General features: G+C 64.8%; 19 protein-coding genes and 1 tRNA gene. 12 read left to right on the plus strand and 8 right to left on the minus strand.

What is annotated here, in order from left to right; all coding sequences use genetic code 11:
* The 3 genes from efeO to CH256_RS20955 all read left to right on the plus strand — a co-directional run.
* A partial coding sequence (efeO, locus tag CH256_RS20945) for an iron uptake system protein EfeO (RefSeq protein ID WP_143536635.1) occupies nt 1-1132 on the plus strand: 1132 nt, incomplete at its 5' end.
* A complete protein-coding gene (gene efeB / locus CH256_RS20950) occupies nt 1113-2363 on the plus strand; it encodes an iron uptake transporter deferrochelatase/peroxidase subunit (RefSeq protein WP_094670505.1) in 1251 nt (416 codons plus the stop codon). The genes efeO and efeB, both read left to right, overlap by 20 nt.
* 210 nt (nt 2364-2573) lie before the next feature.
* Nucleotides 2574-3215, plus strand: coding sequence for a dihydrofolate reductase family protein (locus tag CH256_RS20955; protein WP_094670506.1), 642 nt, complete (start codon nt 2574-2576; stop codon nt 3213-3215).
* Nucleotides 3216-3322: 107 nt separating this feature from the next.
* Here the strand turns inward: CH256_RS20955 and CH256_RS20960 are convergent, their stop codons facing one another.
* From CH256_RS20960 to CH256_RS20975, 4 genes are all read right to left on the minus strand, one after another.
* The gene (locus CH256_RS20960) at nt 3323-4237 is read right to left on the minus strand and encodes a MazG family protein (protein WP_094670507.1); all 915 of its coding nucleotides are present in this window, start codon (nt 4235-4237) and stop codon (nt 3323-3325) included.
* 2 nt (nt 4238-4239) lie between these two features.
* Nucleotides 4240-7818, minus strand: coding sequence for a transcription-repair coupling factor (mfd, locus tag CH256_RS20965; RefSeq protein ID WP_256989505.1), 3579 nt, complete (start codon nt 7816-7818; stop codon nt 4240-4242).
* A gap of 328 nt (nt 7819-8146) precedes the next feature.
* Nucleotides 8147-8791 (minus strand): ScbR family autoregulator-binding transcription factor, encoded by a 645-nt coding sequence (locus CH256_RS20970; protein ID WP_068049844.1) that lies wholly within the window; start codon nt 8789-8791, stop codon nt 8147-8149.
* Between the two features lie 189 nt (nt 8792-8980).
* On the minus strand, nt 8981-9619 hold the full coding sequence (locus CH256_RS20975; RefSeq protein ID WP_094613864.1) for a TetR/AcrR family transcriptional regulator: 639 nt from the start codon (nt 9617-9619) through the stop codon (nt 8981-8983).
* Between the two features lie 287 nt (nt 9620-9906).
* Between CH256_RS20975 and CH256_RS20980 the strand changes: the two genes are divergently transcribed.
* From CH256_RS20980 to CH256_RS21020, 9 genes are all read left to right on the plus strand, one after another.
* Nucleotides 9907-9977, plus strand: a tRNA-Gln gene (locus CH256_RS20980).
* Nucleotides 9978-10029: 52 nt separating this feature from the next.
* Nucleotides 10030-11502: a bifunctional UDP-N-acetylglucosamine diphosphorylase/glucosamine-1-phosphate N-acetyltransferase GlmU gene (glmU, locus tag CH256_RS20985; protein WP_094670508.1), complete on the plus strand. Its 1473-nt coding sequence runs from the start codon at nt 10030-10032 to the stop codon at nt 11500-11502.
* Nucleotides 11499-12482 (plus strand): ribose-phosphate diphosphokinase, encoded by a 984-nt coding sequence (locus CH256_RS20990; RefSeq protein WP_082898903.1) that lies wholly within the window; start codon nt 11499-11501, stop codon nt 12480-12482. The genes glmU and CH256_RS20990 overlap by 4 nt, the downstream gene beginning before the upstream one ends.
* A gap of 172 nt (nt 12483-12654) precedes the next feature.
* The gene (locus CH256_RS20995; protein WP_231893907.1) at nt 12655-13284 is read left to right on the plus strand and encodes a hypothetical protein; all 630 of its coding nucleotides are present in this window, start codon (nt 12655-12657) and stop codon (nt 13282-13284) included.
* A gap of 18 nt (nt 13285-13302) precedes the next feature.
* Nucleotides 13303-14499 carry a sensor histidine kinase gene (locus CH256_RS21000; protein ID WP_094670509.1) on the plus strand — a complete coding sequence of 399 codons (1197 nt, stop codon included), beginning with the start codon at nt 13303-13305 and terminating at the stop codon, nt 14497-14499.
* The gene (locus tag CH256_RS21005) at nt 14499-15158 is read left to right on the plus strand and encodes a response regulator (protein ID WP_094670510.1); all 660 of its coding nucleotides are present in this window, start codon (nt 14499-14501) and stop codon (nt 15156-15158) included. The genes CH256_RS21000 and CH256_RS21005 overlap by 1 nt, the downstream gene beginning before the upstream one ends.
* Before the next feature lie 96 nt (nt 15159-15254).
* Complete coding sequence (locus tag CH256_RS21010) at nt 15255-16007, plus strand: ABC transporter ATP-binding protein (protein WP_094670511.1); 753 nt, start codon at nt 15255-15257, stop codon at nt 16005-16007.
* Nucleotides 16004-17383, plus strand: a complete 1380-nt coding sequence (locus CH256_RS21015; protein ID WP_094670512.1) for an ABC transporter permease — start codon at nt 16004-16006, stop codon at nt 17381-17383. The genes CH256_RS21010 and CH256_RS21015 overlap by 4 nt, the downstream gene beginning before the upstream one ends.
* A 204-nt stretch (nt 17384-17587) precedes the next feature.
* Entirely contained in the window at nt 17588-18445 is an 858-nt protein-coding gene (locus tag CH256_RS21020) for a DUF559 domain-containing protein (RefSeq protein ID WP_094670513.1), read from the plus strand.
* Between the two features lie 104 nt (nt 18446-18549).
* Here the strand turns inward: CH256_RS21020 and egtD are convergent, their stop codons facing one another.
* The 4 genes from egtD to egtA are packed head-to-tail and all read right to left on the minus strand — an operon-like array spanning nt 18550 to nt 22826.
* Nucleotides 18550-19518: an L-histidine N(alpha)-methyltransferase gene (egtD, locus tag CH256_RS21025; protein ID WP_094670514.1), complete on the minus strand. Its 969-nt coding sequence runs from the start codon at nt 19516-19518 to the stop codon at nt 18550-18552.
* A 9-nt stretch (nt 19519-19527) separates the two neighbouring features.
* Nucleotides 19528-20268, minus strand: coding sequence for an ergothioneine biosynthesis protein EgtC (egtC, locus tag CH256_RS21030; RefSeq protein ID WP_094670515.1), 741 nt, complete (start codon nt 20266-20268; stop codon nt 19528-19530).
* The gene (egtB, locus tag CH256_RS21035) at nt 20269-21573 is read right to left on the minus strand and encodes an ergothioneine biosynthesis protein EgtB (protein ID WP_094670516.1); all 1305 of its coding nucleotides are present in this window, start codon (nt 21571-21573) and stop codon (nt 20269-20271) included. It lies immediately after the preceding gene.
* Nucleotides 21570-22826 (minus strand): ergothioneine biosynthesis glutamate--cysteine ligase EgtA, encoded by a 1257-nt coding sequence (egtA, locus tag CH256_RS21040; protein ID WP_094670517.1) that lies wholly within the window; start codon nt 22824-22826, stop codon nt 21570-21572. Before egtA ends, egtB begins: the two co-directional genes overlap by 4 nt.
* Nucleotides 22827-22900 lie beyond the last annotated feature (74 nt).

Raw genomic sequence — 22900 nt, forward strand, 5'->3', positions numbered from 1 at the left:
TACCACCTACGCTCTGGCCGCCGTCGCGGTTCTGCCGATGGCTCTGGCCGGCTGCACCGAGAAGTCCTCCACCGAGGCCGCGTCGGGCGATATCGCCGTCACCGCGACCGACTCCTCCTGCGACGTCGGTGCTTCCGAGGGCACCACCGGGAACTCGACGTTCCAGATCACCAACAACGGCAGCAAGGTCACCGAGTTCTACGTCTACGGCGAGGGCGACCGCGTCATGGGTGAGGTGGAGAACATCGGACCCGGCCTGACGCGTCAGCTCATCGTCGCCCTGCCCGATCCCGGCACGTACCAAACCGCGTGCAAGGCAGGCATGGTGGGCGACGGCATCCGCGCCGATTACGTCGTCACCGGCGACTCGGTGCGCACCGCGGACGAGGACGGACTCCTCACCGAGGCCGCAGCCGGGTACAAGCGGTACGTCGTCAGCCAGATCGATGCCTTGCAGGACACTACTGCCTCGTTCGTCACCGCTGTCAAGAGCGGAGACGTCGACGCGGCCAAGGCCCAATTCCCCATCACGCGTAGCTATTACGAGCGTATCGAACCCGTCGCCGAGAGCTTCCCCGACGACCTCGACCCCCGCATCGATCTGCGTGAACCCGACGTGGAGCCCGGGGCCGAATGGACCGGCTTCCACCGCATCGAGAAGGACCTGTGGACGCAGGGTCTGCAGCCCGACACCAACGCGATGGCCGATCAGTTGCAGGCAGACATCACCGAACTGGCCGACAAGATCAAGGCCGAAGACTTCACCATCGACCCGATTCAGGTGGCAGGCGGCGCACAGGGATTGCTCGACGAGGTCGCCAAGACCAAGATCAGCGGCGAGGAAGACTTCTTCTCCCACACCGACCTGTGGGACTTCCAGGCGAACGTCGACGGCTCGCAGGCCGCCATCGCCGCCGTCCGCCCCATCCTCGACGAGCGCAACGCCGAGCTGGGCACCGCGATCGACGCACGCTTCGCCGAACTCGATGCCGAACTCGCCGAGTACCGCAACGGCGACGGCTTCGTCTTCTACGACACCGTGACCGAGCCGCAGCGCCAGGAACTGTCCAACAAGATCGACGCATTGTCCGCCGAAGTGAGCCAGGTGCAGGGTGTCGTTGCAGGACAATAAGACCGGCCAATTCTCCCGGCGGCGCCTCTTCGGTGCCGTCGGGACCGGTGCTGCCCTCGTCGGAGTCGGCGCACTCGCGGGACACGCGACGGCGTCGGGTGCCGAGGTGCCGACATCGGATGTGGTCGAATTCCGCGGAGAGCACCAGGCCGGAATCGTCACCCCGGCACAGGATCGCATGCACTTCGTCGCCTTCGACATCACCACCGACTCCCGCGACGAATTCGTTGCGCTGCTGAAGAAGTGGACGCTGATGGCCGAGCGTCTCACTCGCGGCGAGGAGACGTTCGACGGCGGCGCGGTCGACCGCGGGCAGTACAACCCACCCACCGATACGGGCGAAGCTCTCGGTCTGACGGCGTCGTCGCTCACGTTGACCATCGGTTTCGGTCCGAGCATGTTCGATCGCTTCGACCTAGCGTCGAAAAGGCCAGCGTCCCTTGCCGATCTGCAGCACTTCCCTGCCGACAACCTCGATCCCGCACGCTCCGGCGGAGACCTGTGCATCCAGGCCTGCGCCGACGACCCCCAGGTGGCCGTCCACGCCATCCGCAACCTCGCTCGCGTCGGCTTCGGCACCGTGTCGGTCAAGTGGTCGCAACTCGGGTTCGGTCGCACGTCGTCCACCTCGACCACCCAGGCGACGCCGCGAAACCTGTTCGGCTTCAAGGACGGAACGGCCAACCTCAAGGCCGAGGACCCGACACTGCTGAACGACAACGTGTGGGTTGCTGCCGCCGACGATCAGGAATGGATGGCCGGCGGCTCCTACCTCGTGGCGCGTCGAATCCGCATGCTCATCGAATCCTGGGACCGCACCACGCTGAAGGAACAGGAGCGAGTGATCGGACGCAGCAAGGGCACCGGCGCGCCGCTGGGACAGAAGGACGAATTCGACGCCCTCGACTTCGAATCTCAAGGTCCCGAGGGCACCTTCATCGACAAGACCGCGCACGTGCGCTTGGCGTCGAAGGAAAACCTCGGTGGCGTCCAACTCCTGCGTCGGGGATACAACTTCACCGACGGATCCGACGGCTTCGGCCACCTCGACGCCGGACTGTTCTTCATCGCCTACTGCCGCGACCCACTGACCCAATTCGTCCCGATGCAACTGGCACTCTCGCGCAAGGACGCACTGAACGAATACATCCAACACGTCGGGTCTGCGGTATTCGCCTGCCCACCCGGCGTCGAAGAATCCGAGTACTGGGGTTCGACGCTGTTCGAGTAGGCGGGCCCCGCCACCCCCGTCCGCGTCAATGGACCCTTGCATACGTCTGACCTCTGCAAGGGTTCATTCACGCGAAAACCCGGTCCACGTGGATGGCACACTGCATACGTCTGGGCGCTGCAGTGGTCCATTGACGCGGTCGAGCGGTGAGTTTGTACAGTCGGCTCGGTCCATACGTCGTACGTTCTATCATCGACTTCGGGAGCACACATGGGACAGCTTGTTCGGGTACAGAACTTCACCGTGTCGAGCGACGGAATCGCTGCGGGGGGCGAACAGAGCTTCGAGAGCCCGTTCGGACTCGACCATCTGGCCCTGATGGGGTGGTACTTCGGCACCGCCAGCTTCCCTGGAAACGCCGGTTCGGGTGGTAGTCGCGGACTCGACGACTACTTCGCCCGCGACTTCGCGAACAACATCGGTGCCGAGATCATGGGCCGGCACAAGTTCGGACCCCAACGCGGACCGTGGACCGACCACGAATGGCAGGGCTGGTGGGGTGACGAGCCGCCGTTCCACACTCCCGTCTTTGTGCTCACCCACCACGAGCGACCCTCGATCACGCTCTCCGACACAACGTTTCACTTTGTCGACGGGAAGCCCTCCGAAGTACTGAAGCAAGCAAAGGAGGCAGCCGACGGTAAGGACGTGCGACTCGGCGGCGGCGTCACCAGTATTCGGGAATTCCTCGACGCCGATCTCGTCGACACCATGCACATCGTCGTCTCGCCCATCGAATTCGGCTCGGGCCTGAAGCTGTGGGATTCACCCGACGAGTTGAACGACAGATTCGAGCACGAGATCGTCCCCAGTAGCAGCGGCATCACTCATCACTTGTTCTGGCGCAGGTAGCCGGTCCGGATCAATGCGACTTTGTTGCACTCTGACCGACTGAACCCCACATTGATCCCAACCCGAGGGACGAGGGTACCGAGAGAGGGCGGGCGGCGGCGGGGCAGTCAGCCCCGCAGACCCCAGTGTTCGATCCAGTCGAGTGCGGACATCTCCCCCGGCCCGATGCCTGCGTTGCGGGCCGAGGCTTCGGCATTACGGATCAACGCAGCGAAATCCAGTACCCGACGCCTCAGCAGGTCCTCGGCACTGTCTCCTCCGTGTGAGTGGTCGATCCCGATGTGTACGACGCGTAGGCCGTCGGGGATCAGCTCGTCGGGCAGGCCTGCCTTGGTGGCCCGTCCGATCACTTTCTGCGCCAGGGCGAGTGACGGCTGAGACAGGGCGATTCCGTCGACGCAGGATCCGCGCGCCTTCTCCGACGCCTTCTTCTCTTCCCAGGCTCGCTCTTGTTCGGCGATGTCGATGGGGCCATTGCCCGTTCGACCGAGATGCGGGCTGCGGTGGGTGAGCTTGGCTACCAGTCCTGCGGCGACGTCGTCGACGTCGAACGCGTTCTCGGCGGCATCCTGAGCAATTCTGGAATGGAACAGCACCTGCAGCAACAGGTCTCCGAGTTCTTCGCGCAAGTCCACCAGGTTGCCCGCGGCGATGGCGTCGAGCAGCTCGTACGTTTCTTCCAGCAGGTAGCCGCGCAACGACTCGTGAGTCTGCTGCGCTTCCCATCCGCCGAGGGTGCGGAGCCGATCCATCAGCCGGACCGCTGCGATGAGGTCGTCACCGGGCAGCTTCTCGGCGGCGATGACCCGTTCTCCGCGTGCAATCCGTTCCTGGACGTCGGGGTTGGCGGGATCGGTACTCACCAGCACCGCGTCGACGGCGTCGGGCGCAGCGGTTCCCGAGAAGAGCCACCGCACTCGCACCGGCACTTCTTCGGTGAATTGCACTGCACCGCCGAGGAATTCGACAGCATCAACCGGCACTTGCGTGGGTCGAACAGGGTCGAGCAGAACTACCGTCACCGCTACACCCCCACTGTTTGCTCCAACAACACCGAACGAGATGGCTTACCGTCCAAGGATAGGATGAGATCGGCGATGAACTGCACCAATTCGACGTCGCGTACGCGCGCCGCCCCCACTCCGCCGCCTTCGACGCGCGGCAGCGGCAACTGCACCACACCGGTGGTGGCCCGGTAGGCAGCGCTCGGGTAGAGCCGCTTGAGGCGGATCTGCTTGGAATCGGGTAGGTCCATCGGAGCCAGCTTCACCTGCGTTCCGGCAACATTGACGTCGGTCAGGCCGTATTCCTTGGCGATCAGCCGCAGCTTGGCGATGGAGACCAGTCGACCCACCTCCTCGGGCAGCGGACCGTACCGGTCGACGAGTTCTTCGATGACCGCGTCGATGCCCTCGGAATCGGCTGCCGCAGCGAGCTTTCGGTAACCCTCGAGGCGCAACCGATCGCTGGTGACGTAGTCGGGTGGAATGTTGGCGTCGACGGGCAGGTCGATGCGCACTTCCTTGGGGGCTTCGTCGGTGGTGATGGGCTTTCCGTCGGCGGCCGCGCGGTACGCCTCGACTGCTTCACCGACGAGCCGCACGTACAGGTCGAATCCGACGCCCGCGACGTGACCGGACTGCTCTGCTCCCAGAACGTTTCCGGCACCGCGGATTTCGAGGTCCTTCATTGCCACCGCCATACCGGCACCGAGGTCGGAGTTCTGCGAGATGGTCGCCAATCGGTCGTAGGCCGTTTCGGTGAGCGGCTTCTCGGGCGGGTACAGGAAGTACGCGTAACCACGCTCGCGGCTACGGCCCACTCGACCGCGCAGCTGATGCAACTGGGACAGGCCGAGCGAATCGGATCGCTCCACGATCAGGGTGTTGGCGTTGGAGATGTCGAGGCCGGTCTCGATGATGGTGGTACACACCAGGACGTCGGTCTCGCGCTGCCAGAACCCTTGCACGGTGCGCTCGAGTGTTTCCTCGTTCATCTGACCGTGCGCCGTCGCCACCCTGGCCTCCGGCACCAGATCGCGAATCTTCTTGGCGGCCTTGTCGATCGAGCTGACTCGGTTGTGCACGAAGAACACCTGGCCGTCACGCAGCAGCTCACGCCTGATGGCCGCGGCTACCTGCTTGTCGTTGTACGCGCCCACGTAGGTGAGCACCGGGTGCCGCTCCTCGGGCGGAGTGAGGATGGTCGACATCTCGCGGATGCCGGCGAGGCTCATCTCGAGCGTTCGCGGGATCGGAGTCGCAGACATCGTCAGGACGTCGACGTGGGTTCGAAGCGACTTGATGTGCTCCTTGTGCTCGACGCCGAAGCGCTGCTCCTCGTCGACGATGACCAATCCGAGGTCCTTCCAGGCAACACCGGTCTGCAACAACCGGTGCGTACCGACGACGATGTCGACCGTACCGTCGGCCAGCCCGGCCATGACCTCTTTGGATTCGGAACCGTGAGTGAAGCGCGAGAGCCCCTTGACGGTCACCGGGAACGACGCCATACGGGCAGTGAAAGTCTGCAGATGCTGTTGCGCCAGAAGCGTTGTCGGCACCAGCACGGCGACCTGCTTCCCGTCCTGCACCGCCTTGAATGCGGCGCGAACGGCGATCTCGGTCTTGCCGTAGCCGACGTCACCGAGAATGACGCGGTCCATCGGAACCGCCTTCTCCATGTCGGCCTTGACGTCGGTGATGGCCGTCATCTGGTCGACCGTCTCGGTGAATCCGAACGCATCTTCCATCTCGAGCTGCCACGGGGTGTCGGGTCCGAAGGCGTGCCCGGGAGCGGCCTGACGAGCCGCGTACAGCTGCACCAGCTCGCCGGCGATCTCGCGAACTGCCTTGCGCGCCTTGCGTTTGGTGTTGGCCCAGTCGGATCCACCGAGCTTGCTCAGAGACGGGAGCTCGCCGCCGACGTAACGCGAGAGCTGATCGAGCGAGTCCATCGGGACGAAGAGTCGGTCTCCGGGATGGCCACGCTTGCTGGGTGCGTACTCGACGACCAGGTATTCGCGTCGGGCACCACCGATGGTGCGTTCGACCATCTCGACGAATCGGCCGATGCCGTGCTGATCGTGTACGACACTGTCGCCGGCGACGAGGGCGAGCGGATCGACCTGATTACGACGCTTTGCCGGGAGCTTGCGTCCCTCGCCCGCTGCGGCCACGCGGTTGCCGGTCAGGTCGCTCTCGGTGACGACCACGAGTTTCGCGTCGGGAAACACCAGACCGTCGTGCAACGATCCGCACAGGACGTTCACGACGTCGGCGACCGGGACCGCACCGGAATCGAGGTGCGCTGCAGGCACTTCGGCCTCGGCGAGGCGTTCGATGATGCGGGTGGCGGTGCCTGCGCCCGCGACGGAGATGACCGCACGACCACCCGTGGCGATATGCGCCCGCAGGGTGGCGAACAGGGCCGTCAGAGCTTCCTCGGACCCACGGACCTCCGGGACCGAATCGACGGCGAGTTCGACTTCTTCGCCGTTGCCGGACGCCAGCGGGCTGATGGTCCACCACGGCCTGCCGTGCACCTGGGCGGACTCGCGCACCTGTCGAAGCGAACGGTAGGCCGAGGCACCGAGATCGAGTGACGCACCTTCGAGGCTGGAGGTGTCCAGTGTCGAGGTATCGAGCGGCGCGGCTCCACCGATCGATGCTGCCGTCCAGGATGCTTCGAGGAACTCCTGGCCCGTGCGCACCAGATCCGTTGCGCGCGTGCGGATTCGCTCGGGATCGCAGAGCAACACGTGTGTTCCCGCGGGGAGCGTATCGGCCAGCAACTGCAATTCACCCGGCTGCAGCAGCGGCAGCAACGCCTCCATGCCCTCCACCGGGACGCCGGCAGACAACTTGTCGAGCATCTCGACCAACGCGGTGTCGCCGGCATTGTCGGCTGCGAGAACCGCGGCGCGGTCGCGAACTTCCTGGGTGAGGAGCAGTTCGCGGCACGGCGGCGCGATGACGAGATCGACCTCGTGATCGGGCAGCGAACGCTGATCGGAGACCGCGAACGCGCGGAGTTCGGTGATCTCGTCGCCCCAGAATTCGACGCGCACCGGGTGATCTGCCGTCGGCGAGAAGAGGTCGAGGATGCCGCCGCGGACGGCGAACTCACCGCGCTTGCCGACCATGTCCACGCGCAGGTAGCCGAATTCGACGAGGCGGTGGATCAAGCCGTCGAAGTCGATGTCCAGCCCGACCTTCAGGGTGATGGGCTCGATCTCGCCGAGACCGGGTGCCATGGGCTGCACCAGCGAACGGACGGTGGTGACGATGACACGCAGAGGATCGCCGTAATCGGTGTCGCCGGGGCGAGCCAGCCGGCGGAGTACGTCAAGTCGCTTGCCCACGGTGTCGGCGCTCGGTGAGAGTCGCTCGTGCGGAAGCGTCTCCCACGACGGGAACATGACAACGCCGCCGCCGAGGATCTGGCGCAGTTCGTCGGTGAGATCGTCCGCTTCACGCCCGGTGGCGGTGACGATCAACAACTGCGTGTGCTGAGCGATCGCGGCGGCGACGAACGGGCGAACCGAGTGCGGTCCGATGAGCGTGTGCTCGGCGGTTCCGATCGCATCGGCGACGGCCACCATGGACGAATCCGTCAGCGCGACGCTGGCCAGACCCGAGAGTTGCAGCGCCGCGTCGGGAACGATCGGGGCCGGCCCGGATGCAGAAATGGCAGGCAGAGAATCGGAAGACAACAGCAATGCTCCTAGAAGCGATTCGGGGCGACGGCTGCATACGCACAGTCCTGAGCGAGTCTATGGGAGCACACCGACAGCTCGGCAGGCGGGAGACGCAGGGGCTCGTCGACGGCAAGGCCCCACCTCTATCCCGACGCCTCACATGCGATCAACGGTGGATACCCGGATCGACTGCGCGACGACGTAGCCGCTTTCGTTGCGAAGAACTCGTGAGTTACGGGCCGAAGCGGATGACTCGACGCGCCGCGAACTCGCGGAAGTAGTCCAGCTTGTTGGCGGGAACCAGAGCCGGCAGGAGGTAGTACCAGAGACGCTCCATGCGCGACGGCAGTTCCTCGGTGGTGGAGGTGGCAACCGCAACCATGTGCACGCCGGCCAGGATCTCGAGTACGAGCGAACCGATGGTGCGCGAATCCGAGTTGGGGTCGATGTCGCCCTGCGCGATGGCCTTGGCGGCGAGCTTGTCGAACGAATCGCTCCACCCGGCCATGACGTTGCCCTCGGTGCCGCGGTAGTCGCCGATCTGATGGCTCAGCCGGAGCATGGCCGAGACCATGGGGTCACTGACCGAAAGGTCGACGACTATGTAGGAGATGCCGATCGCCGCCTCGAGTGCGGGGATGCGACCGTCGTTGAACTGCATGCACGCAGTGGTCAGCCGAGCGTTGCCCTCGTCGATGACCGCACGTGCGAGCTCTTCCTTGGAACCGAAGTGGAAGTACAGAGCGCCTTTGGTGACCTGGGACTGAGAGATGATTTCGCTGAGACTCGCGTTCGCGTACCCCAGGCGCAGAAATACGTTCGCTGCGCCCGCGAGCACGGTGTCGCGGGTTATTTCAGCGCGGGCCTGCCTGACCATGGGATCCGCCTTCGCAATTCTGAACTGCCACTGCGCAAATTACGCCCGAACGGTACCACTGACTTGCTTTACGTCTCGTGCCAACATGCATCGGTCCGATCGAGCCTTACGCCGTGTGTGACACAGCTCTCATGGCCGACAAAGGGGACGATACCCCCTCTTTAACCGCGAAGAGACGAAACCGAGTTCTCATTCCTCGGTCAATCGAGGGTCGGCCTCCAGATTCGTCAGCCCGTTCCAGCACAGGTTGACCACATGCGCCGCAACCACTTCTTTCGACGGTGTTCGCACGTCGAGCCACCACTGTGCCGTCATCGACACCATTCCGACCAGCGCCTGGGCGTACATCGGCGCGAACTCGGGATCGAGTCCGCGGCGTGAGAAATCCCCGGCCAGCATGTGCCCGACGCGACCGATGGCCTCGTTGAGCAACGACGAGTACTTGCCGTCCTCGGCAGCCGCAGGGGAATCGCGCACGAGAATGCGGAAACCGTCGGTGCGGTCCTCGATGTAGGTGAGCAGTGCAAGTGCGACACGTTCGACGCGAATCCGCGAGCGATTGAGGTCGAGTGATTTGGTGATCATGCCGAGAAGCGTCGACATCTCCCGATCGACGATGACGGCGTAGAGACCTTCCTTCCCGCCGAAGTGCTCGTAGACGACCGGCTTGGACACGTTCGCGCGCCCGGCGATCTCCTCGACCGACGCGGCCTCGTACCCGCGTTCGGCGAACAGCGTGCGTCCCACCTCGATCAACTGCTCGCGCCGTTGCGTCCCTGTCATTCGGACCCGAGGTGAACGTTCCTGCTCCGAGGCTGCGCCTGTCATCGAAAACCGCTCCCGTTACCGACCCTGCATTTTCGACGCCGGACTCGACGCCTCCCCCACACTAACGATGTCCGATCCATCCGTTTGGCCCTGCGGGAGTGGAGCCTGCAGGAACGACCCGGAGGGCGGGAGTGGAGCCTGCAGGAACGACCCGGAGGGCGGAATCTTCATCGCGGTTCGACTCACCACCACCTCGCGTGCGAGGATCGTTGCGCTCAGTGGGAGCGCAGCGGCAAACGAATGAGTCGTTCGATTCGTCGGCCACTGGCGAAACCGCTGGCCGTTTATCCGCCGTGGTGTAATGGCAGCACCTCTGATTTTGGTTCAGATAGTTCAGGTTCGAGTCCTGGCGGCGGAGCGAGCAACATCATTCGTGCATACCGTCTTCGCGTTACCGCCTGAGGAGCTCAATGCCTGTGCAGACCGCCGTGGTCGTTCTCGCTGCGGGTGCAGGTACCCGAATGCGGTCGAAGACTCCAAAGGTTCTGCATCCCCTCGCCGGCCGCACCATGCTCGCGCATGCCCTCCACGCGGCCGCCGACCTGGGTCCCGACCACCTGGTGACCGTCGTCGGACATGATCGCGAACGAGTGACCGAAGCCGTCCAGGACCTCGCGGCCACCTTCGGGCGCACGATTCACACCGCAGTCCAGGATCGCCAGCTCGGCACCGGACATGCCGTGCAGTGCGGCCTGGCCGCACTGCCCGACGATTTCGAGGGCACGATCCTCGTCACCGCCGCCGACGTGCCCCTGCTCGACGGCCACACTCTCAAAGCTCTGCTCGACGAGCACCTGAGCGCCCCCAGGCCCGCTGCCGCCACGGTGCTGACCTTCGTCCCGGACGATGCGAACGGCTACGGCCGTATCGTCCGCACCGACGACGGCGAGGTGGCCGAGATCGTCGAGCACGCCGACGCCACCCCGGCCCAGGTGCTGATCGGTGAGGTCAACTCCGGCGTCTACGCGTTCGACGCCGTGGCGCTGCGTACCGCCCTGGGCAAACTCAGCACCGCGAACGCCCAGCACGAGCTGTATCTGACCGACGTCGTCAAGATCAGCAAGGCCGACGGCAAAGCCGTCTACGGCACCCAGCTCGCCGATCCCGATCTGGTGGTGGGCGTCAACGACCGCGTGCAGCTGGCGCACGTCACCTCCGTGTTGAACCGTCACATCGTCGAACGACACATGCGGGCCGGCGTCACCGTCGTCGATCCGTCGACCACCTGGATCGACATCGACGTCACCCTCGGCGCGGACGTCCGCATCGAACCCGGCGTCCAGCTCCACGGCAAGACCCACATCGCCGACGACGCGGTCGTCGGGCCGGACTCGACCCTGCGTGACGTCGAGATCGGCGAGCGCGCGTCGGTCGTGCGCACCCACGCCGAGCAGGCCGTGATCGGACCGGATGCCACCGTCGGACCGTTCACGTACCTGCGTCCCGGCACGGTCCTGGGCGAGGGCGGCAAACTCGGTGCCTACGTCGAGACCAAGAACGCGACGATCGGCCGCAACACCAAGGTCCCGCACCTGACCTACGTCGGCGATGCCACGATCGGCGACCACAGCAACATCGGTTGCTCCAACGTCTTCGCCAACTACGACGGTGTCAACAAGAGCCGCACGGAAATCGGATCCCATGTGCGGACCGGTTCCGACTCGACGTTCGTCGCTCCCGTTCATGTGGGCGACGGCGCTTACACCGGTGCAGGAACAGTGGTTCGGGACGATGTTCCTCCCGGCGCGCTGGCCGTCTCCGGTGGCAAGCAACGCAATATCGAAGGCTGGGTCATCGACAACAGGCCCGGAACCGAAGCTGCGAAAGCAGCGGCGCTCGCAGATCGTGATCGGCAAGAACAAAAGGACGGCGAAGAGCAGTGACCACCCCTAATTGGATCGACAACCAGAAGAACCTGATGTTGTTTTCTGGTCGAGCACATCCGGAGTTGGCCGAGCAGGTCGCCAAGGAACTCGGGATCGACGTCACCCCGCAGACCGCGCGTGACTTCGCCAACGGCGAGATCTTCGTTCGCTTCGAGGAGTCGGTCCGCGGATCGGACGCCTTCGTGCTGCAGTCGCATCCGTTCCCGCTCAACACGTGGCTGATGGAACAGCTCATCATGATCGACGCGCTCAAGCGCGGATCGGCCAAGCGAATCACCGCGATCCTGCCGTTCTACCCGTACGCGCGTCAGGACAAGAAGCACCGGGGACGCGAGCCCATCTCCGCTCGTCTGGTCGCTGACCTGCTCAAGACCGCCGGTGCCGACCGCATCATCACCGTCGACCTGCACACCGATCAGATCCAGGGCTTCTTCGACGGACCCGTCGATCACATGCACGCACACAGCCAGCTCGCCGATCACATCCGGGCGACCTACAGCCTCGAGCACATCACCGTGGTCTCCCCCGACTCCGGCCGCGTACGCGTCGCCGAGAAGTGGGCCGACTCGTTCGACGGTGCGCCGCTGGCGTTCATCCACAAGACGCGTGACCCGTTGGTGCCCAACCAGGTCAAGTCCAACCGCGTCGTCGGTGACGTCGAAGGCCGCACCTGCATCCTCATCGACGACATGATCGACACCGGCGGCACCATCGCCGGTGCCGTGAAGGTGCTCAAAGAAGCCGGAGCCGGTGACGTCGTCATCGCCGCCACCCACGGAGTTCTGTCCCACCCGGCCGCCGAGCGGCTCGCGAACTGCGGTGCCAAGGAAGTCGTCGTCACCAACACCCTGCCGATCAGTGACGAGAAGCGCTTCGAAACGCTGACCGAGCTCTCGATCGCGCCGCTGCTGGCTCGCACCATCCGCGAGGTCTTCGAAAACGGCTCCGTCACAAGCTTGTTCAACGGCAGCGCATAGCCTTTTCGGGTCACTCCGCAGGCTCCACTCCCGACCTTCAGGTCTGTTTCACCCCGCCCCGCCCGCTCTCGGTCCGCTCTGCATGAACTACGTCACGTCCGTGACCGGAACCTGCAGCTCGCGAGACGGGGGTGTGCGGAGCGGGTTTCGTTGTCACCTAAGATGACTCGTCGTGATCGACGCAGACTCTCCCCACGGCCCGGCTGGAACTACTACGGTCAGAATTGCCCGATGGACGCCGGGCGGGTGCGTCTGGTGCGGTAGCACCGACAGCGTCGAGGACTTCCGAAACGAGCCGCGCTGTGGTCTGTGCCGCGAGAAGGAAGCCGTCATCGACGAGGCCAAGCACTTCATCGGGATGTACGGCCTGCGGCCCCTGGGCGGGACGCTGGCGTCCGAGGACGAGGAGGAGCGCGAGTACCGCGTCACCGCTCGGGATGCGCGTGAGGTGCTCAACCGCATTCGGCTCGAGAAGCTGCCCGATCCGGCCGCCGTCCGCAAAGCCTTGCGCCCCAGGGCCGCTGCCGCGGGCAACGCACCGGCCTCCACGACGTCCGGAACGCCTGCGAAGGCACCGACGAAGAAGTCGCAGGCCGGCGTCACCGGGATCGATGCGATCGAACTGCAGTCCCGTGTGCAGAAGTTGCTCGGCCAGCTCACCTCCGTCGACGAGCAGATCAGCGCGCTCGACGGCGTGCAGGGCCTGCCGGCACGTGCGCGCATGAAGGATCTCGAACGGCAGCGCACCACGGTCCTGTCGACTCTGGCCGCGCTCGAGAAGGCTCGTCGCCGCACCAACTGATCCACGTAGTCTGATCGAGTGCTGCGCAAGCGTTCGATCTCACGGCAGGTGCTCGACGTCGCCTACGCCGTCGTCTTCGTTCTGCTCATGACGTCGTCCACGCTGTACGGTCCCTACGGTTCCGCCGGCTTCGGCGTCCTGGTCGGTTTCGGCGTCGCGCTGGCGGTTCGGCGACGGTCACCGCGACTGTCGTTGGCACTGGCCTGGGTGCTGGCCGTCGTGCAGATGGTCAGCGGGGTACTCCCCCTCTCTGCAGACATCGCAATCTTCGCGATTCTGTACTGCTCGGCCGCGTACGGCGACAACGTGCTTCGACGCCTCGGGCTCGCGTCGGCCGTCGCCGGTGGCGTGATAGCGGCTCTGTACCTGGCGTTCGTGGACGGCAATCCGTTCGGCCCGGCCACGGAGGAGGGCTACCAGGAACCCCGACTCCTACAGTTCGCCTTCCTCCTCGTCGGCCTGTGGGCGATGCTCGGGTTGTCCTGGGCCCTGGGTCGCTTGGCCTATGCCCGGCGCACCGCCATCGAATCCGCACACGCGCGTGAGCTCGCGGAAGTACATCAGGCCCGCGCCGAACACGAAGTGGCAATCGAGCAGGAGCGCAACAGAATTGCCCGCGACATGCACGACATCGTGGCGCATTCGCTCGCCGTGGTGATCGCGCAGGCCGACGGTGCACGCTATGTCCGCGCCGTCGACCCCGCTGCCGTCGACACTGCCCTGACGACCATCTCCGACACCGCGCGCGAAGCACTGTCCGACGTTCGGGTGTTGCTCGGACAGCTGCGCCACAGTCAGGGCGATCTCCCGAACCCCACCCCCGACGATCTCGAGCGTCTGTTCGACCAAGTGCGTGCGACCGGCCTGACCATCGACTCGTCGATCGACACCGATTCGGTGTCGTTGGGTGCCGGTGCGCACCTGGCGCTCTATCGGATCGCGCAGGAATCGCTGACCAATGCCCTACGTCACGGCGACCCCGACAAGCCGGTGACCGTCACCATCGAATCCGACTCTGCCGGCATCGAACTGACGGTGCGCAACAGTGTGCCCTCGGCGCGTTCGGCGTCGGAATCGGGCGGCCACGGAATCGCCGGTATGAAAGAACGCGCCAGCCTCGCCGGTGGCAAGTGCACCGCGTCCGGCGACGGATCGTCGTGGACCGTGACAGCCTGGCTTCCTGCGGCCGGCTCGTCCACGAAGGGAATCAGCTGATGTCCGATCGAATCAAGGTAGCGCTGGTCGACGATCAGCAGTTGTTCCGCGCGGGCATTCGCATGCTCATCTCCTCGCAGCCCGATCTGGAGTTCGTCGGTGAGGCGGGCAACGGGAAGGAAGCCGTCGAGCTCGCCGCGTCGGCACGTCCCGATGTGATGCTCATGGACGTCCGGATGCCGGTGCTCGACGGTATCGCCGCGACCGAGCAGATCGTGGCCGGATCCGATACTGCACCGCGGATTCTGGTCCTGACGACGTTCGACCTCGACGAGAGTGCGGCGCGAGCGATTCGTTCCGGGGCAAGCGGATTCGTACTCAAGGATGCCGACCCGGAATTTCTGCTCGCCGCGATCCGGACGGTTCATGCAGGCAACTCGGTGATCGCCGCGTCGGCGACGACGGGTCTGCTGGCGCATTTCACGCCGACACCGGTGGTGCCGAAGGTGCCGGCCGAGTTCGCCACCCTCACGGCGCGGGAGAAGGAACTCTTCCGACTCACCGCCCGCGGGCTGAGCAACTCCGAGATCGCCGAGATGGAATTCCTCAGCGAGGCGACGGTGAAAACGCACATCAGTCGCATCTTCGCCAAGCTGCACCTGCGTGACAGAGTGCAGTTGGTGGTCTACGCATTCGAGCACGGACTCAACTCACCTTGACCTGCTTGGGACTGACGCCGAAGTCATCCTGTAGATGTACGACGCAGAGACTCGCGCCTGATTACTCGGGGCCGCTGAGTTCATAGCGTTGTGGGCATGACGATCACAGCAGGCCCTGTTGCCCGGGCATTCCAAGTCAGCAAACATTTCGGCGACTCGACCAATCCGGTGAGCGCCCTCGACAACGTCTCTCTCGACATTCACGGTGGCCAGTTCACCGCCATCATGGGGCCGTCCGGTTCCGGCAAATCGACCCTGATGCATGTGATGGCGGGATTGGACAACGCCAGCTCGGGTCATCTGATGCTGGCCGGTGCAGACATCACCTCGGCGAACGACGACGCTCTGACCACGCTGCGACGCAAGCAGGTCGGCTTCATCTTCCAGTCCTTCAATCTCGTTCCCACCCTCGATGTTCGAGGCAACATCCTGCTGCCGTTCGAACTCGACGGCCGTGCACCCACCGCCGAGGAGGCGGCCTGGATCGAGCAGCTCATCGACACTCTGGGGTTGCAGGCGCGGGTGAACCACCGACCGCATCAGCTCTCGGGTGGGCAGCAGCAGCGCGTCGCGATCGCCCGCGCGCTGGGGACCCGTCCACATCTGATCTTCGCCGACGAACCCACCGGCAATCTCGATTCCCGCACCGGCCGTGAGGTTCTCGGCCTTCTCGCTGCGGCGGTGCGCGAGTACGGCCAGTCGATCGTGATGGTCACCCACGACCCCATCGCGGCGAGCTACGCCGATCGCATCGTCTTCCTCGCCGACGGTCACATCGTCAACGAACTGGGGCGTTCGAGTGCGGAACAGGTTTCGAGCTACATGCTGGGAATGGAGAGCGTCCGATGAGTGGGTTGACGTCGGCTCAGGCGTCGAAGGAGCACGGTGCCAGTCTTCTGGTGACCTCGCTCGCGTCGTTCTTCGGTGTGGTGTTGATTCAGGCGACGGCCTTTCTGGTCGACATCTTCGGCGAGATGGAGGGCTCTGCCATCACCGCGCTGTACAGCGTGGCGCTGGTGTTCATCGGTCTCGCACTGTATGTCGCAGCGGTGGTCACCTCGAACACGTTCGCGACGATCGTCGCGGGCCGCACCCGCACCATCGCTCTTCTGCGCTTACTGGGTGCACGGGCGCGTGACCTGCGTCGATCGGTAGCCAGGGAGGGCTTCCTCGTCGGATTGTTCGGTGGTGCACTCGGTTCGGTTCTCGGCGTCGGAGCCAGTCATCTCGCGCGAGCCGTTGCGGTCTCGGCCGGTCAGCTGCCGGACGTGGAGTACACGTCCGTCCAACCGCTGGTGATCCTGCCGGTGGTCATCGTGGTGCTGACGACGACTCTCGCGTCCTACGTCGGGTCTCGAAAAGTGCTGGACGTGACTCCTGTTCAGGCAACCGGGGGTGCCGTGGACACGGGAGTGGAGGCTCCGCGGTCGCGTCGAATCAGGACGGGCATGTCGATCGTGCTGATCGCCGGCGGAGTGGCACTGCTCGGCCTCGGAATCCTGATCGGGATGGTGAACCCGACGGGTGTGCTGGTCGCGTTCCTCGGCGGTGTCGCCTCGTTCACCGGCATCATGGTCGGCGCCTATCGAATTCTGCCCGCGACGCTGAGGCTGGTCGGGAAACTGTTCGGACGCGGACCTGCAGCAAAATTGGCCTCGGCCAACGCAATTCGCTATCCGGATCGCAGCACCCGCACCGCGGTGGGATTGCTGATCGGGGTGACGCTGGTGACCACGTTCGCGGTCGCGATGTACAGCTACCGGGCGATGCTCGTCAACGAGTTCGACGAAGCCTCCGTCGACCAGGTCCTCACCGTGACAGTGGGAATCATGACCGGACTCATCGGCTTCTCGGCTGTGATCGCGGCAGTCGGGATGGTGAACAACCTGCTGCTGAGCATTCTGCAGCGCACCCGAGAGATCGGTCTGTTGCGTGCACTTGGATTCACCCGCAAGCAGATTCGGTCGATGATCGTCTCGGAGAGCAGCCAGATGGTGGTCGCCTCGATGGGCTTCGGGCTGATCCTCGGCATCGGATACGGCTGGGCCGCAGCACAATCGCTGCTCGGCTCACTGGATTCACGCGGACTCACGGCTCCCACTCTGCCGTGGGCCGTCATCGCTGGAACCGTGCTGTGCGGTGGCCTCCTCGCACTCGGGGCATCACTGACTCCGGCACGACGGGCGAATCGAATTTCGCCGGTGGTCGCGTTGGCGGATGCCTAGCCTCGTGTTCGACAGTGCTGGGTGATGCTGGCCGGGCAGGGTTGCGCACTAGCGACGCCGATCGACGGGATTCCGTCGATCGGCCGTCGTTGTGTGCACTGGTGCCCACTCTGCCGGGCACTGCCTGTGGATAACGTCATCGAGTTATCCACAATTGCGAGATTGCCACTGTTGCAGAGGCTCCTCAGCCGCAACGGTGTAGCCATGGGGGTTTACACAGTGCAGCAATTGGTGGCGCAGGGGCTCAGTACGAGCGGCATTTCGAGACGGTCGCGGTCGGGGGAGCTCGTGCGCCTGCTGCCGAAGGTCTACGCGACGGAGAAACCGGACTACCTCGGACTGTGCACCGGTGCGCTTCTGTGGAAACCGGACGCCGTGCTGAGCCACGACAGTGCGGCCTGGTTGTGGGGACTGATCGACTACGAACCGCGACTCGTCTCCGTCACGGTGGCCCCGAACGTCCAGTCGAGATCGGTGCCGTGGGTTCGAGTTCATCGCCGACGCCTCGTCGAGGTCCAGCTCCACCGAGGCCTGCGAGTGGTGTCGCTGGAGCAGACATTCGTCGACGTCGCGACCTCGTTGTCGACGCCCGATCTCGAGAAATTCTTCGACGACGCCATCGACCATCATCTGCCGTGGCGACGGGTTGCCGCCCTGTGTGACACGTCGAAGGGAATGCACGGGATGGCTTCCGTCCGGAAGCAGCTTCGAACGTGCTGTCCCAGAACACGATCAGAGCCGGAGCGAGTAGTAGCGCGGGCGTTGACAGCCCGCAACTTCACGATGGAGATCAATGCGCGCGTCGGAAAGTTCTACGGCGACCTGGTCGACTTTTCCGCACGAGTGATCGTCGGAATCGATGGCCGAGAGTTCCACACGGATCCCGCCACGTTCAACAACGATCGTCGACGCCAGAACGAGTTGGTGCTCGATGGATGGTTGGTGCTGCGCTACTCGGCGGCCACGGCGCTTGCCGACCTCGATCGCGTCGTGGACGAAATCATCACCGTGGTGCGGCGTCGCCGGAAGTCGATCGCAGCAACGGACCGTCGACTCCCGTGAATACGCGGCTGCGGCGGGCAGGGTTGCGCACTAGCGACGCCGATCGACGGGATTCCGTCGATCGGCCGTCGTTGTGTGCACTGGTGCCCACTCCGGTGGACCAGCTACCCGTGCTTGCGCGCAAGAATGAGTGCGAAGCGGGATTCGGCGTCGGACCAGAGATGTTCGACGCCGAATCCCGCCGCAGCGAGTTCTTCGGTGATTCCCTCCGGCCGGAATTTCGCCGAGATCTCGGTGCGGAGGTCTTCACCGGCGTCGAAGTGCACCTGCAGATCGAGGTCGGCGAGGTACACCTCCTGCGGCGCGTTGGCGCGTAGCCGCATCTCGATCCACTCCTGCTCGGCATTCCACAGCGCGACATGCTCGAAGGCATCGGGATCGAAGTTGCCGCCCAGGCGAGAGTTGATCACCGACAACACGTTTCGGTTGAACTTCGCAGTCACTCCAGCGGCGTCGTCGTAGGCCGGAACGAGAACCTTCGGATCGATCACCAGACCGACACCGAGCAACAGATACTCGCCCGGATCCAGGGCGTCGGCGATGGCTCCGAGAAACTCCCGGCGTTCCTCGGGGATCAGGTTGCCGAGCGTTCCGCCCAGGAATGCGATCGTCCGTGCCTGGCCGCTGGGCAGATTGTGCAGCGTGTCGGTGAAATCGCTGACGATGCCGCGCACCTCGAGCGCCGGGAACTCGTGCGAGATCTGCTCGATGGCACCCTCGAGGGCCGTGACGGATACATCCTGCGGTACATAGGTTTCGAGCGATCCATGCTTCACCCCAGCGGAGAGCAGGATTTTCGTTTTCTCCGACGAGCCGGAGCCCAGCTCGATCAACATCGTCGATCCGGTTGCTTCGGCGACGTCCAGGGCGTGCCCCTCGAGGAGGGCGCGCTCGGTACGCGTCGGGTAGTACTCCGGCAGCACCGTGATCTGCTCGAAGAGCTCGCTGCCCAGCGCGTCGTAGAAGTACTTGGGCGAGAGCCACTTCGGGTCGGCAGTGAGACCGTCCCGCACGTCCTTACGCAACTCGTCGAGCAATGCTGTGTCGGCCAGATGTACGTCCACCGTGCTCATGACGCTCCTTTATGATTCCAGGCTGGAAATGGTGAGATCGGTTGTCGTGGCGACGACCATGCGTCGGTCGTCGATGAAAATCCAGTCGGGTCGATCGTCGAGGGGTTCGGAGGCGATCGTCACCGAATCCTCGGTCCGCAGAACCGACAGCGAATGATGCACCGCCGTGGCGTACATGCTCTGGCCGTCCGACAGCAGAAAATTCAAGCGCGCCTTGGACGAGGTTGCGAGAACCCTGCGGACCAGCATGCGCAGTGCCGACTCGGGATCGTGGGTGCGCAGCAGGTTCTGCAGCACGACCCACAGAGCGGCGGCATCGGTCGGCGCAGGTAATGCGAGCGCGTCGACGGGCGGCACCTCCGACCACAGGTCGGCCATCGACTGCGGCCAACCGAACACCACACCGTTGTGGCTGAACGCCCAACGGCCGTCGGTGAAGGGGGCGCAGGCGGTGCGCTCCACCGGCATTCCCACGGTCGCCGATCGCACCGCCGCGATCACCGACGTCGAATCGATGTGCGGCAGAACATCGTCCACCGCCGGATCGGTCCAGATGGGCATGGGATTGCGGTAGCTGTGCGCGGCTGCGTCGCCGTCCCACCACGCGACACCGAATCCGTCGGCATTGATGGTGCCGCCGCCGCGCATGTCGCTGGGGGCATACGCCTGCACACGCAGACTGTGCTCACCGTCTGTGAGCACTCCCCCGACGGACGTGCGGGGGCCGAGATACCCGAGATGACGGCACATTCAGCCGGGCTCGACGTCTCGGGCCAACCGGAACCCACTGAAGATCTGGCGGCGGATCGGGTGGTCCCAGTTACGGAACGTGCCCCGGCACGCCACCTCGTCGGTGCCGAACGACCCGCCGCGCAACACCTTGTAGTCGCCACGGAGAAACACCTCGGAGTACTCGGCGTACGGGAAGGCCTCGAAGCCGGGGTACGGCTCGAAATCGGAGGAGGTCCACTCCCACACGTCACCGATGAGTTGGTGCACGCCTGCTGCAGAGGCACCGTCGGGATACGCGCCGACGTCTGCCGGTTCCAGATGCCGTTGATTCAAATTGGCATGTACCGCAGTGGGTTCGGCGTCGCCCCACGGGTAGGCGTTGCTGGTGCGGGTCTCGGCGTCGAATCGCGCAGCTTTCTCCCACTCCGCCTCCGTCGGCAGACGCTTGCCTGCCCACCGCGCGTAGGCGTCGGCTTCGAACCAGCACACGTGCACGACGGGCTGATGCGGTCGCACCGGACGGCGCACTCCGAAACTCCGACGCCACCAGGTGCCGTCGGAGTCGGACTCCCAGAACTGCGGCGCGGTCAGGTTCGCGTCGACGCGATGCTGCCACCCCTTGTCGGTCCACAGCTCGCGGCGTTCGTAACCGCCGTCGGCAATGAAGTCCATGAACTGCGCGTTGGTGATCGGGGCTCGGTCGATGGCGAACGTCGGCACGTGCACCGTGTGGGCCGGTCGCTCGTTGTCGAGAGCCCACGGATCGAGCGAGGTCCCCATCGAGAACGATCCACCGGCGATGACGGCCTCGCCCGACACCGGTGTGGCCGAACTGGGAGGCGCAGGAGCGGTCAGAACCGCAGGTCCCGAACGCAGTTGATGGGTCGCGAGCATGGTCTCGTCGTGTTGCTGCTCGTGCTGGGCGATCATGCCGAATGCAAAGCCATGTTTCTCGACCGGCCTACCCTCGAAAGTGCTGTGGTCGAGTACATCCCAGGCCTTGTCACGGACGGTCTGGACGTAGACGCGCGCCTCGTCCGGAGTGAGCAGCGGAAGCGACGTACGCGAGGAACGAGAGTGCTTGAAGGCGTCGTACAGCTCGTCGATGTCGGGACGCACCGGATCCCGTCCACCGACATCGCGGACGAGCCAGAGCTCTTCCTGGCTACCGATATGGGCGAGATCCCAGACCAGCGGGCTCATCAACGGCGAATGCTGCGACATCAATTCGGTCTCGTCCACGCAATCGGTGAGCGCCGCACTGCGGGCTCGGCTGCGCGTGAGTACGGTTTCTATCCTGTTCCTGAGTTGTTCGACGCTCACACCGATTCCTTTCGAGTCCGAAGTTCCCGTGCCGCCGTGTCGAGTTCGCTGGGCGGCTCGCCGGCACTGCACCGGCGAGACGCTGCCGACAGGTGGTCGGAGAACTCGCCACCGACCTCCGCTGCGAGATCGAGCAATTCGGTTGCGGCTGTGCGGAGCTCGCGATCTGCCAGCCCGACGCGGGCCGCGTCGAGCCACCGTCCCGCCGTACCGCCGCCGATCTCGGTGGCTCGGGCCACCAGTTCGGGTGTGGACAGCAGCGCCTCGAACGCCGCCGCCGGAACCACCCACTGCCCGTCCGGCTGCGCGTCGAGATAGCGAATCTCGAAGTGCCCGCAGGCGCGCACCTGAGGGAACAGGGTGGTCAGGTGATAGTCCAGATCGCTGTAGGTCGGCGGGCGTCCGACGATGCCGGGATCGTCCACCCATTGCGCGAACGTGGTGCCGGGCGGCGCTTCCCAGTTCTGCGTGACGCCCTGGATGCAGAGCAACGGAACGTCGAGCGCCCACCGTGCGTAGTCGGTGATCGGGTCGCCGGTGTTGGGCGCCGACGTTCTGCTCGAATCCGTTCTGCTGGAATCGAGTTCGAGCCAGGTCCGCATCCGCTGGGATGCCCAGCGTCCCGCGGGTGCACCGGAAAGTTCGGGAGATCGAGCGAACGCAGCCACGAAGGCAGGCCCGATGACGTGGAGCATGTGCCAGCGCGCGGCGACCTCGGCACGATCACGACCCGCGTCGACGCTCACTTGAGCCGCTGCGGTGTTGCACATCATCAGCTTTCCGAAGGGGCCGATGGTGGTGAACCGATTCTCCATCGCGCAGTACCGCGGTAGCACGAGGAGACGTTCGGGTGCCCGAGCAGTATCGGCCGGAACGGACGCGATATCGATGCCGGCCTTACCGAGAATGTCCCGTAGCAACCGCGCATCGGCGTCGAGCATCGGTGCGAGTTGGGAAACGGATAGATAAGGCGAACTGGACAATTCGACCTGACCGCCGGGTTCGACGGTGACGATGCTGCCGCCCGGCAACGACAGGGCGGGTGACTCGGGATCGATACTGCGCGGGGAGTGAACACCGAGCGCAGCGGCCAGAGCTGGGAGGGTCGGACGCGTTCCGTCGTCGAGGGCGGTGAGCCACTCGAGTTCGGCACCGATGAGAGCCGGTGGCCCCAGCTTGAAACACACCTTCGATACATATGCCTCTGCTGCTGGGCGCGAGCTCAGCCCGAGAGACTTCTCGTTGGACGACACTCATTCCTTCTTTCCGCACTCAACACGTTCTCCGCTCGGAGTACGTACCCAGCCGCGGGGATCGAAAACGCCGC

This window comes from Rhodococcus sp. 05-2254-6, from assembly GCF_002258565.1.
In the GTDB taxonomy this organism is placed as follows: Bacteria; Actinomycetota; Actinomycetes; order Mycobacteriales; family Mycobacteriaceae; genus Rhodococcoides.